We start from the raw sequence: 12,346 nt of genomic DNA, 5'->3' as shown, positions 1-12,346 counted from the left end.
CCCGGGTGCCATTCCTCTCTAGGCGCGCCAAATCTCCCTGCCGCGCCGACCCGGCAATATTCCGTTCTGCACGATTGTCGATAGCCGTGCAACCGAACTGCGGCACTTAGATCGCCATTCGATAAAAACAGGAACGGCAGGTTCGAATCTCGGCCTCAGAGACCGTCACGAGACGAAAGCCCGCGAAGTCATCGGAGCCGAAGTCGCGTCCGGACCATATTCGTTTTCACCTGTCACCTGGAGGATATCCTGGAGCCGCTGGCGCGCCCGGTTGACGCGGCTCTTGATGGTGCCGAGTGCGCAGCCGCAGATCTCCGCCGCCTCCTCGTAGGAAAAGCCCGATGCGCCGACGAGAATGATCGCCTCGCGCTGGTCCGGCGGCAAAGTTTCGAGCGCCCGCTTGAAATCCTGCAGGTCGAGCGAGCCGTATTGAGCGGGATGCTGGGCCAGGGATTCGGTGAAATAGCCGTCGCTGTCCTGCACTTCGCGGCCGCGCTTGCGCATCTGGCTGTAAAGCTCGTTGCGCAGGATGGTGAACAGCCAGGCTTTCATATTGGTGCCCATCTCGAAGTGATCCTGCTTGGCCCAGGCTTTCATGATGGTGTCCTGGACAAGATCATCCGCCCGGTCGTGCCGGCCGATCAACGACATGGCAAAGGCGCGCAGGCTCGGGAGAGCTGCGAGCATTTCACGCTTGAAGCTTGGTTCTTCAGACGCCATGCCGCCACTCATTCGGCCACACCCGAAACAGATTGACGCTCGACCGCATCGAGTTTTTCAAGCAGATCGAGAAAACGGTCGGGAATTGCCTCATCCTGTACGGAGAGATAAAGCGCACGCAACTTGGTCGCTATCTGCGCGTTCGAATTTTCGACACGCGCTGCCCGTGCAACGTCGCGCCCTACCCCAGTTTTGTAACTCATAGAAACAGAATACCTTCAGATGTTCATCTGGCACGATAATGCCTCAGAAAAAAATTTGTTCCACGCCGCGGAACCTTTTTTTTGATATTACGTTTTGAAACTGTCATGGCCACCACCCCGGCCAGATTGAGGGAGTTTAATATATGTCACTTTCCACCCGGATCGCTCCGTTTCTGCCCTATCTGCGCCGGTATTCGCGCGCATTGACCGGTTCGCAGACTTCGGGCGACGCGTATGTCGCGGCTGTTCTGGAAGCACTGATTGCAGATGTCTCCATTTTTCCGGAAGCCAGCAATGACAGGGTTGCCCTGTTCCAACTCTATACGAAGCTGTTTGGTTCCTCCTCCGTCCTCATACCCGAACCCGTTTCTCCCTTTGCCTGGGAAAAAAGAGCTTCGATCAACCTTGCTTCGGTATCGCCGCTCGCCCGTCAGGCGTTTCTGCTCGTGTCTGTCGAGGGATTTCGCACCACCGAGGCGGCTGAAGTGCTCGATACCGACGAAAGCGGCATGAACCAGTTGCTCGAGCGTGCGTCGGAAGAAATTTCGCGGCAGGTCGCCACCGATATCATGATCATCGAGGACGAACCGCTGATTGCGATCGATATCGAGCAGATGGTCGAAAGCCTCGGCCACCGCGTCACCGGCATCGCCCGGACCCGCGACGAAGCCGTGGCGCTGTTCAAGTCGTCCCAGCCGAGCATGGTTCTGGCCGATATCCAGCTTGCCGATGGAAGCTCCGGCATCGATGCCGTCAACGACATCCTGAAGAACACGGCCATTCCGGTGATCTTCATCACGGCGTTTCCCGAGCGCCTGCTGACCGGCGAGCGTCCCGAACCGACCTTCCTTGTCACTAAGCCGTTCAACCCCGACATGGTCAAGGCACTGATCAGCCAGGCGCTGTTCTTCAACGAATCCACCAAAGCCGCGGCCTGAAGTCGTTCCCGGCGGAACATTTTGGCCAACGATCTTGTTGAGATGGACCGGAAGGCGGCCAGACGCCTTCCGGTAGAATGTTTCGAATTAAACGCGGGTTTTTCGCATCTCCCATGATGAGGCCCGACTGTCTTTCGTTGACGCGGGAGCCGGACGACAACCGACGAAAAATGGAAGGCATATCGCGTGGGAAAGGCAGACAGTTCAGCCCCCATCGAGGCAGGTGTGACGACAAACACCGACTTGATGGAACTGGTTTTGAAAAAATCAGGGGCGGGCTATCTTTATCACTCGGAGAACTTCGATATCGTCCTGTCCGGAAACCTGCCCGAGGGTCTTCAAGGCCTGGCCGCGGCGGGTCAGGCCGACGAGGCCGTATTCGGCGCCGAGGAAGGCGCGCGCATCGGCGCCTTGAAGCGCGATATCGCCCATAACAGGCGCGCCGTTTCCACGGAGGTCGATATCGCATCAGTCAAGGGCACGCTTACCTATCGGATCGACATGGAACGCATCGATCTCAATGGAGTGGCCGGCATTCTTTCGGTCATCACCGATGTTTCCGAGACCCGTCACCGCGAACGCATCTTGAAGACGCTTTTGCGTGAACTCAGCCACCGCTCGAAGAATCTCCTCGCGATCATTCAAGGCATAGCCACCCAAACCGCCCGCCAGGCACTGTCTCTCGATTATTTTCTTTCAAAGTTTCGCGGCCGCATCCAGTCGCTCGCCTATTCGCAGGACCTCGTCACCGATTCCAGCTGGCGGGGGGCCTATCTTTTCGCGCTAACCGAACGGCAGTTGAGCGCCTACTGGCCCGATTCGGAAAGGCCCATTTCGGTCACGGGCATCAATGCCCATCTCTCCCCGAACGCGGCGCTGCACATCGGCCTTGCACTGCACGAACTCATCGTGAATTCCGCATCCCATGGCGCCATCTCGGCCGGCATCAGCTCGCTGACCATCGATTGTTTCGAAACGTTCTTCGACGGTCGCAGCGCCATCGAACTGGCATGGATCGAACACTTGCCGCCGGCATCCAGCGCGGGAGAAGCCGACGAACCCACCTTCGCGAGAACCGTGCTTGAGCGCGTCGTGCCGGTGGCGATCGGCGGCAAGGCCATCTACCTTACAGCCCCCGACCGCATCGAATACCGGCTGACCATTCCCTCGCGCGAATACGAAATCATCACCCGCGCCGAAGAATGAACCGCCCGTTGAGGAAGTGCCGGGATAGGCCGTGTATCTCGATATCCGAAAAAAACAGCCAGCGCCCGGGGAAGGCACTGGCTGATATCGACAACTCACCGAGGGGGCATGTGAGTTGGAAGCCGGATCAATTGTGGGTTTCGCATTGGGGGCGATGAGAAACCGGCATCCGGACTTCCACTAAACGGGCATTGAGAAAAAAGGTTCCGGCGGTTCTTTTATTTTTTCAGATTTTTTTCCCGACGCGGAAATGGCAGTTTCACATGGCTTCCAGCTCGGCCCTGTGGCGGTGGAGACTGAGGAATTTCCGGTAGTCGCGGTCATAGCTATCTTTTCTCGCCGGATCAGGAAAACGCCGATGACCGGTAGGAGACATGGCCGCACCGGCGGCACACATATCCGGATGCAGGCTTCCCGCAACGGCGGCAGCCATTGCCGTGCCCAGCAGGACCGCATCGCTGGTCTCAGGAACGACAACGGTACAGCCGGTCACGTCGCAGTAGAGCTCCATCAACAGCGGATTGCGGACATGGCCGCCCGCGACATGCAGCGTATCGAGGTGGTAGCCAACCTCCTTCATCATTTCGAGAACATGACGTATGCCGAGTGCGATGGCGACGCAGCTGCGCCAGTAGAGGCGGCAGAGGGCATCGAAGGAACTGTCGAGTGTCAGGCCGCTGATGACGCCCACGGCATGCGGGTCGGCAAGCGGCGAGCGGTTGCCGTGAAAATCCGGCAGCACATGCAGCCGTGCCGCAAATTCGTCGCCCTCCGCGGCGCGCAGTTCCTGTATCCGCAGGATGATCCGCCTATGGATCTCCGCATCAGGCTCGCCACCAGCGCCATGGCTGCGCACCACATGATCAAGCAGCGCTCCCGTTGCCGATTGGCCTGCCTCGACCAGCCAGCTTGCCGGCAGCGCCGCCTCGAAATAGGGTCCCCACATGCCGAAACCGGGCTTCATGTCCGGCGAGAAGGCGACGATGCAGCTCGATGTTCCGGCAATCAGCGCAAACTGCCTTTCGAGCTTGCCGGAATCATCGGCAAACCTGGCGAGCACGCCAATCGCTCCGGCATATGCATCGATCAGCCCACTGGCGACGAGGCACTGCCCGTCGAGCCCAAGATCGGCCGCCGCAGCGGCACTCAAATGACCGACAGCCTCTCCCACCGCCAGGGTTTCCCGCGGCAGACCGCCCCTTCCAATAAGGTCTTCGAGGCCGATTTCTGCCAGAAATCCCTCTTGCCAGCCCCCCTCTTCATGCGAAAGGTAATTCCACTTTGCCGCCAGCGTGCAGCGTGAGCGTGCCGTGCTGCCGGTCGCACGCCAGGACAGGAAATCGGCGAGATCGAAGAAATAGCCGGACCTTTGCCATTGCTCCGGCAGGTTTTTTTTCAACCACATCAGTTTCGGCATCTGCATTTCCGGCGACATGACTCGGCCGGAATGATCAAGCACCGGGTGCCCGCTCGCGGTGCAGGCATCCGCCTGTTCCAGAGCACGATGGTCCAGCCAGACTATCGTGTCCCAACGCGGATCGCCCTTGCGATTGACGGATAGCGGTGCGCCGGTCCGGTCCCGAACCACCAGCGAGCATGTCGCGTCGAAACCGAGGACGGCGATCGCTTCCGCAGGCACGCCGGCCTTGGCGCGCGCCGCCTTCACGGCGATGCAGGTGGCGGCCCAGATATTTTCGGAATCATGCTCGGCATGGTTTTCTTCCGGCCGGTTCATCGCTATCGGATGCTCCGCCCGGCCGAGCAGCTTGCCGTGCCTGTCGAAAATACCGGCGCGAGCGCTGCCGGTTCCGACATCGACAGCCACGATCAGATCGCGCATGAGAGCCTTTTCCATTCGATGATACGCATTCCGCCGGATGCTTTTGGCTCTAAACCGCGCTCCCGTGCCCCTGTTCCCGGCGGACAAGATGGATCAATTCCCGCATGTCGTCAAACAGCACATCGGGGGAAAGCCGGCGGAGTTTCGCGAGGTGCCCCTCGGTCCTCGCATGCGAGGCGCCGGCAAAGGCAAAGACCCGCATGCCCGCCGACTGGGCGGCCTCGACGCCAGCAGGACTGTCCTCGATGACGATGCAATGCTGCGGCGGCGTGTCCATATGGGCGGCCGCATGCAGGAAAAGATCGGGCGCCGGCTTGCCGCGCTTCACCATGGTCGCGCTGAACAGATGCGGCTCGAGCTTGTCGATCAGGCCCGTGAGCGTAAGGGAAAGCCGGATGCGCTCCATCTGGCTCGACGAGGCGACGCAGCGTGCAATGTCGAGCTGATCGAGCGCCGCCGAAACACCGGCCACCGGCTGCAATTCCTGCCGGAAGCGCCGGTAGAGATCAAGCCGCATCTCCTCCAGGAACCGGTCGTCGACCGCAAGACCGTAATCGTCGTGGAGGATGGCCGACATGGTCTTCAGGCTCTTGCCGAGAAATTGCTCCGTCGCCTCGTCGGCATCGATATCGACGCCGGCATTGCGCAGCACCCGCACCAGCACGTCGATCGACAGCGGTTCGCTATCGACCAGAACACCGTCGCAATCGAAGATCACCAGCTTGGCAGGGTATTTTTCCATGGCACTCAAGCCGCCTGACGCGCGCCGGAACGGCCGCACGCCATGGCCGTGACCTTACGCGGAGGCTCAAGCGTCATGTCATTCCCCAAGCTTTCCGTCGAGATAGACTTGAAGTGTCGTCCGGGTGCCCCTGCTCCACAGCATGTGTAGCGCCTGTGCGAACCGCTTCCGGAACAATTGCGATTGCGCAACATCGCCGAATATATCCGAAAGCGCAAGAAAGGCGCTCGGATCGTCCTTGGCCTTCACCGCCGCCGCATGCAGCCGATCGGCGCTGGCGTCGTTGAAGTCAATGCGCGTGCCGCTGTCGGTGGTGCCGGCGAAGTAACGGCACCAGAGCGCCGACACCAGCGCCAGCCCGATCACGTCCTCGCCGCGCCGCAGGCGGTCGGCCGTCGTCGGCAGGATGAATTTCGGCTGCCGGTTGGAGCCGTCCTGGGCCAACCGCGGGATCGTGTCGGCGATCTTCGGATTGAGCAATCGCGTCTCTATCTCCGCGAAATAGGCGTTAATGTCCACACCGGGAACCGGCGGAACGACGGGGATGATCTCCTCCTGTTCCAGCCTGGCGAGAAACGCCCGGATCGTTGCGTCTTCCATCGCCTCATGGACGAAATGGATATCGAGAAGCGCCGCCGGATAGGCGATCGCCGCATGACCGCCGTTCAGAATACGGATCTTCATGTGCTCGTACGGCGCCACATCGGCGACAAACTGCACGCCTACCGTCTCGAGCGCCGGCCGGCCGGCCGGGAAACGGTCTTCCAGAACCCATTGCTTGAACTCCTCGCAGAAGACCGGCCAATTGTCCTCGATGCCGTATTCGGAGGCGACGATGCCGATTTCCCTTTCCCCGGTCGCGGGCGTGATGCGATCGACCATGGCGTTCGGAAAGGCGACATTCGCATCGATCCAGTCGGCAAGCTCCGGATCGACCAGCCGCGCCAGGCCGCGCACCGCCGCATGCGTGACCTCGCCGTTGCCGGGAATATTGTCGCAGGACATGACGGTGAAAGGCGCGATGCCTTGGTCCCTGCGCGCTTTCAGGCCCGCGACGATCAAGCCGAACACGGTTTTCGGCGCGTCGGGATTGCGGCTGTCGGCGACGATTTGCGGATGGGCCGGATTGAAGACGCCGGAGGCCGGATCGATGAAATAGCCGCCTTCGGTAATGGTCAGCGACACGATGCGGATTGCCGGGCTTGCAAGCTGCGCGACGATGGCCTCGGTATCGCCGGGCTTCAGATAGCCGATCATCGGCCCGGTAATCCTTGCCGCGCTGCGATGATTGTCCTGTTCGACGACCGTCGTCAGGAAATCCTGCGCCTCCAGTTTCGCCCGCATGGCCTCGTCGGAGGGCAACACGCCCGCCCCGATGATCGCCCAGTCATGGTCGCGGCCGGAATTGAAGAGATCGTCGAGATAAACCGCCTGATGGGCGCGATGGAAATTGCCGACGCCGAAATGGAGAATGCCGGCTTTCAGTTCCGACCGGTCATAGGCCGGAACGGCGGCCGTCTTCCCGATCGCATCGAGATTGGCGAGCGACAGTCTGGTGGTCATCTGGTCATTCCTTTCGATGGCCGATCGTCAGCTCATCCAGTTGCCGCCGTCGACATTATAGGTCTGCGAGACGACGTAATTGCTCTCGGCGGATGCGAGGAAGATCGCCATACCCGTCAGGTCTTCGGCGGTCCCCATACGGCCGAACGGCACTTCGGCGCCGACCAGCCGCTTCTTGTCGCCGAGCGGCCGGTTCTCGTATCTGGCGAACAGCGCATCGACGCCATCCCAGTGCTCGCCATCGACGACGCCGGGCGCGATGGCGTTGACGTTGATGCCGTGCTTGATCAGGTCGAGCCCGGCCGATTGAGTGAGGCTGATCACCGCCGCCTTGGTCGCGCAATAGATCGCCACCAGCGCCTCGCCGCGCCGGCCCGCCTGGCTTGCCATATTGATGATCTTGCCGCCGCGCCCCTGCGCGATCATCTGCCGGGCGACGGCTTGCAGGGTGAAGAGCGTGCCGGAGACATTGATCGAAAACAGCCGCTCATAGCTTTCGCGGGTGATCTCGACGATCGGCGCCATATCGAACAGGGCGGCATTGTTGACCAGGATATCGATCCCCCCTGCCCTCGCGACCGTCGTGGCCACCGCAGCATTGATCGAAGCCTGGCTCGTCACGTCCATCTCGACCGCAAAGGCGGCGGGACCAAGCTCTCTTGCCGTTGCTTCCGCCCGATCGAGATCGATATCGGCGATGGCGACCGTCGCGCCTTCGCCAATATAGGCCTGCGCGAACGCGCGGCCGATGCCGCGTGCCGAACCGGTGATCAGCGCGCTTTTTCCCTCGAGCCGGTTCATCGAATTGCCAAGCCCTTATCGTCGAATTTGTGCACCCGCCCCTCGTCCGGCGTCAGGAACACCTGGTCGCCGTGCTTGACGGCGAAATCGCCGCCGACGCGGGCTGTGACCTTGCCGATGCCATCGACATCGATATGCAGGAACGTGTCCGACCCCAGATGCTCGGCGACGCCGACCACGCCGCGCCAGGTGCCCGATTGGGTCGACAATTGCAGGTGCTCCGGACGGACGCCGATCGTGTGGGCCTTATGGGGAGCCGCGAATGCGCCGCTGGCGAAATTCATGCCGGGCGACCCGATGAAACCGGCAACGAAAAGATTGTCCGGGCGGTGGTAGAGATCGAGCGGCGAGCCGACCTGCTCGATATTGCCGGCGTTGAGCACGACGATCTTGTCGGCCATGGTCATGGCCTCGACCTGGTCATGGGTGACGTAGATCATCGTCGTCTTCAACTGATGATGAAGCTCGCTGATCTCCAGCCGCATCGTGCCGCGCAGCGCCGCATCGAGATTCGAGAGCGGCTCGTCGAACAGGAAGGCCGAGGGCTCACGCACGATGGCACGGCCGATGGCGACGCGCTGGCGCTGGCCGCCGGAAAGCTGGCCGGGCCGGCGGTCGAGATAGTTGGTCAGATTGAGAACCCGCGCCGCCTCTGCGACCTTCTTGTCGATGGCGGCCTGGTCGAGCTTCGCCATCTTCAGCGGAAAGGCAATATTATTGCGCACCGTCATATGCGGATAGAGCGCATAGGACTGGAACACCATGGCAAGACCGCGCTTGGCGGGTGCCGCCCCGGTAACATCGCGGCCATCGATCTCGATCGTGCCCGATGAGGTGTCTTCCAGGCCGGCAATCAGCCGCAGCAGCGTCGATTTCCCGCAACCAGACGGGCCGACGAAGACGACGAATTCGCCCTCGTTGATCGTCAGGTCGATGCCCGGAATGACCGTCGTCGCCCCGAACGACTTGTTCACTTTCTTCAACTGGATATTGCCCATGCCCGCCTCCCGCTTGTTCTTCCGGTTTGTTTACTTGACGGCGCCGAAGGTCAGGCCGCGCACGAGTTGCTTCTGGCTGAACCAGCCCATGATCAGGATCGGTGCGATCGCCAGCGTGGAGGCTGCCGAAAGCTTCGCCCAGAACAGCCCCTGCGGACTGGAGAAGGAGGCGATGAAGGCCGTGAGCGGCGCCGCATTGGTGGTCGTCAGGCGGATCGTCCAGAAGGCTTCGTTCCAGGCAAGGATGATGTTCAGCAGCATGGTCGAGGCAATGCCGGGAACGGCCATCGGCGTCAGCACATAGACGATTTCTCCCCAGAGCGAGGCACCGTCCATGCGCGCGGCCTCGAGGATCTCGCCGGGAATTTCGCGAAAATAGGTATAGAGCATCCACACCACGATCGGCAGGTTGATCAATGTCAGCATGACGGTGAGGCCGATCCGGCTATCGAGCAGGCCGGTATCGCGAAAGATCAGGTAGATCGGCACCAGCACGGCGACGGCCGGCATCATCTTGGTCGACAGCATCCACATCAGGATGTCCTTGGTTCGTTTTGTCGGCGAAAACGCCATGGACCAGGCGGCCGGCACGGAGACCAGCAGGGCAAGCAGGGTGGAACCGATCGACAGGATGACCGAGTTCATGAAAGGCTTGAAATAATTGCTCTGCGACTGAACGGCGACATAGCTTTCGATCGTGCCCGAGGGGATCAGGCTGAACCCCTGGATCGCCTCCGTCTCGGACTTGAACGAGGTGATGATCGTATAAAGGATCGGAAAGAAGATGATCAGCGCGACGATCCACGCGGCGATCGTGACGATGGCGGTTCTTCTCCTGGAAACTGCGCGGGCCATGGTCTTCTCCCCTATCTGTCGAGGTTCTTGCCAACGGCACGCATCAGGAAGATGGCGACGATATTGGCGAGGATGACTGCGATGATGCCGCCCGCCGAAGCGCCGCCGACGTCGTAGCCGAGAAGCGCGGTGCGGTAGATCAGGAACGGCAGATTCGTCGATGCATAGCCCGGGCCGCCATTGGTGGTGACGAGGATTTCCGCATAGACGCCGAGCAGGAAGATCGTCTGGATGAGAATGACGACGGTAACCGAGCGGGCCAGATGCGGCAGCGTCAGGTAGATGAAGCGATTGACGAAATTGGCGCCGTCCATTTCGGCCGCTTCCTTCTGCTCGCCGTCGAGCGATTGCAGCGCGGTCAAGAGGATGAGCGTTGCGAAGGGCAGCCACTGCCAGGCGACGATGATGATGATCGAAAACAACGGATATTGCGCGAACCAGTCCACCGGCTGCAGCCCGAGAGCACGACTGAAATCCGCAAAGACGCCGTAGCCGGGATGCATGATCATGTTCTTCCACACCAGCGCCGCGACCGGCGGCATGACGAAGAAGGGCGAGATGATCATGATCCGCACGATGCCTTGGCCGAACATCGGCTGGTCGAGCAGGAGGGCGATCGCGATGCCGCCGATCACCGTGATCATCAACACGCCGACGACGATGAGCAACGTGTTCCAGATCGACTGGAAGAAGGCGGGATCGGTGTAGAAATACTGGTAGTTGAAAAGGCCGGCGAAGCTGACATTGCCCGGATTGAGCAGATTGTAGTTCTGGAACGAGAACCACAGCGTCATGGTCAGCGGAACGATCATCCAGATCAGAAGCAGCCCGACCGACGGGGCCATCATCAGGCGCGCCAGCGCCCGGGTATTCTGTGTCGCCATAACAATCCCCTCCCTCTGGTAGCGCGCCGCCCGCGATCGCGAGCATGCCGCCGACATCGTTTCGAAGGCCTGGCGTCAACCGTCACGGGGTAAGCCCCGTGGCGTTCGACGCCAGGTTCAGTTGGGCATCCCGGACGAGGATCCGCGGTGCCCTTCCTTGGGAAGGAGCTTACTTGATATAGCCGCCGCGGGTCATTTCGCGGGTGGCCACGTCCTGTGCCTGCGCCAGCGCATCGTCCACGCTCATCTGGCCGGCCAGAGCCGCCGAGAAGAGCTGTCCGACAGTGGTACCCAGCCCCTGGAATTCAGGAATGGCGACGAACTGGACGCCGACATAGGGCACCGGCTTGACCGACGGGTTCTTCGGGTCGGCGGCATTGATGCTGTTGAGCGTCATCTTGGCGAAAGGTGCGGCCTTCTGATATTCGGGGTTTTCGTAGAGCGAGGTGCGCGTGCCCGGAGGAACGTTTGCCCAGCCTTCCTTTTCGGCGACCAGGTCGAGATAGTGCTTGCTGGTTGCCCAGGACACGAACTTCTCGGCCGCTTCCGCCTTCTGGGTGCCTGCCGGGATGGCGAGGTTCCAAGCCCAGAGCCAGTTGCCGCGCTTGCCGAGGCCGGTATCGGGAGCGAGCGCGAAGCCGACCTTGTCGGCGACCGTCGAGTCCTTCGGGTTGGTGACGAAGGATGCAGCCACCGTTGCATCGATCCACATGCCGCACTTGCCCTGTTGGAAGAGCGCCAGGTTTTCGTTGAAACCGTTGGACGAAGCGCCCTGCGGGCCGGCGTCGTTCATCAGCTTGACATACATGTCGAGCGTGTTCTTCCATTCCGGCTGGTCGAACTGGGGCTTCCAGTTCTCGTCGAACCAGCGCGCGCCAAAAGCGTTCGAGGTGGCGGTCAGGAAGGCCATGTTCTCGCCCCAGCCGGCCTTGCCGCGAAGGCAGATGCCGTTGATGCCGGCCTCACGGTCGGTCATCTTGCGGGCTGCTTCGTTGATGAACTCCCAGGTCGGAGCGTCGGGCATGGTCAGCCCGGCCTTTTCGATCAGGTCCTTACGGTACATGACCATCGAGCTTTCGCCATAGAACGGTGCGGCATAAAGCTTGTCGTCCATGGTGAGGCCCGAGCGGATGGCCGGGAGCAGATCGTCGACATCATAATCGGCGCCGAGATTGTCGAGCGGCAGGAGCCAGCCCTGCTTCGCCCAGATCGGAACCTCATAGGTGCCGATGGTCAGGATATCGTACTGGCCACCCTTGGTGGCGATATCCGTGGTGACGCGCTCGCGCAGCACGTTTTCCTCAAGCGTGACCCATTCCAGCTGAATATCGGGATTTGCCTTGGTGAAATCGTCGGTGAGCGTCTGCATGCGCACCATGTCACCATTGTTCACCGTTGCAATGGTGAGGGTTTCCGCCTGGGCAAAGCCCGCAACGACGAGGGCTGAGCAACTGCCCAGCAGAAAAGTTCTCAAATTCATATTCTTCCTCCCAGAAGAGTTATGAGCATTTGCCTTGCTCTTGGGCAATTACTCACAAACTTGCGGAAAAAGTCAACGGACATTTGTTGTCGCACTGGCAGGGCGAAGCTTTCATG

Annotated in this window: 12 protein-coding genes; 2 read left to right on the top strand and 10 right to left on the bottom strand. The window is 60.8% G+C overall.

Annotated elements, in window-relative coordinates; genetic code table 11:
• Nucleotides 1-165 precede the first annotated feature (165 nt).
• Together ASD31_RS13090 and ASD31_RS13085 are read right to left on the bottom strand one after the other, a co-directional pair.
• On the bottom strand, nt 166-720 hold the full coding sequence (locus ASD31_RS13090; protein ID WP_056334109.1) for an RNA polymerase sigma factor: 555 nt from the start codon (nt 718-720) through the stop codon (nt 166-168).
• An 8-nt stretch (nt 721-728) separates the two neighbouring features.
• Nucleotides 729-923 carry a NepR family anti-sigma factor gene (locus tag ASD31_RS13085; protein ID WP_056334106.1) on the bottom strand — a complete coding sequence of 65 codons (195 nt, stop codon included), beginning with the start codon at nt 921-923 and terminating at the stop codon, nt 729-731.
• A 143-nt stretch (nt 924-1,066) separates the two neighbouring features.
• On the opposite strand from ASD31_RS13085, the gene ASD31_RS13080 reads away from it, so the two are divergent.
• Both ASD31_RS13080 and ASD31_RS13075 read left to right on the top strand, forming a co-directional pair.
• Entirely contained in the window at nt 1,067-1,861 is a 795-nt protein-coding gene (locus ASD31_RS13080; protein WP_056334103.1) for a response regulator, read from the top strand.
• A gap of 186 nt (nt 1,862-2,047) precedes the next feature.
• Nucleotides 2,048-3,067: a sensor histidine kinase gene (locus tag ASD31_RS13075; protein WP_244483844.1), complete on the top strand. Its 1,020-nt coding sequence runs from the start codon at nt 2,048-2,050 to the stop codon at nt 3,065-3,067.
• A 259-nt stretch (nt 3,068-3,326) separates the two neighbouring features.
• Here ASD31_RS13075 and ASD31_RS13070 read toward each other — a convergent pair whose 3' ends face one another.
• The 8 genes from ASD31_RS13070 to ASD31_RS13035 form a co-directional block, all read right to left on the bottom strand.
• Nucleotides 3,327-4,907: an FGGY-family carbohydrate kinase gene (locus tag ASD31_RS13070; protein ID WP_056334705.1), complete on the bottom strand. Its 1,581-nt coding sequence runs from the start codon at nt 4,905-4,907 to the stop codon at nt 3,327-3,329.
• Nucleotides 4,908-4,956: 49 nt separating this feature from the next.
• On the bottom strand, nt 4,957-5,649 hold the full coding sequence (locus ASD31_RS13065; RefSeq protein ID WP_056334099.1) for an HAD family hydrolase: 693 nt from the start codon (nt 5,647-5,649) through the stop codon (nt 4,957-4,959).
• Between the two features lie 78 nt (nt 5,650-5,727).
• Nucleotides 5,728-7,212, bottom strand: a complete 1,485-nt coding sequence (locus tag ASD31_RS13060) for a mannitol dehydrogenase family protein (RefSeq protein WP_056334096.1) — start codon at nt 7,210-7,212, stop codon at nt 5,728-5,730.
• A 27-nt stretch (nt 7,213-7,239) separates the two neighbouring features.
• Nucleotides 7,240-8,013: an L-iditol 2-dehydrogenase gene (locus tag ASD31_RS13055; RefSeq protein ID WP_056334093.1), complete on the bottom strand. Its 774-nt coding sequence runs from the start codon at nt 8,011-8,013 to the stop codon at nt 7,240-7,242.
• Entirely contained in the window at nt 8,010-9,011 is a 1,002-nt protein-coding gene (locus tag ASD31_RS13050) for an ABC transporter ATP-binding protein (protein ID WP_056334090.1), read from the bottom strand. The genes ASD31_RS13055 and ASD31_RS13050 overlap by 4 nt, the downstream gene beginning before the upstream one ends.
• Before the next feature lie 30 nt (nt 9,012-9,041).
• The gene (locus ASD31_RS13045) at nt 9,042-9,866 is read right to left on the bottom strand and encodes a carbohydrate ABC transporter permease (protein ID WP_056334087.1); all 825 of its coding nucleotides are present in this window, start codon (nt 9,864-9,866) and stop codon (nt 9,042-9,044) included.
• Between the two features lie 11 nt (nt 9,867-9,877).
• Nucleotides 9,878-10,750 (bottom strand): carbohydrate ABC transporter permease, encoded by an 873-nt coding sequence (locus tag ASD31_RS13040; RefSeq protein ID WP_056334084.1) that lies wholly within the window; start codon nt 10,748-10,750, stop codon nt 9,878-9,880.
• A 169-nt stretch (nt 10,751-10,919) separates the two neighbouring features.
• Complete coding sequence (locus ASD31_RS13035) at nt 10,920-12,230, bottom strand: ABC transporter substrate-binding protein (protein ID WP_056334079.1); 1,311 nt, start codon at nt 12,228-12,230, stop codon at nt 10,920-10,922.
• Nucleotides 12,231-12,346 lie beyond the last annotated feature (116 nt).

Source organism: Rhizobium sp. Root482 (assembly GCF_001426565.1).
Classification (GTDB): Bacteria; Pseudomonadota; Alphaproteobacteria; order Rhizobiales; family Rhizobiaceae; genus Pararhizobium.
This window is presented reverse-complemented; position numbering and strand designations above follow the sequence as displayed.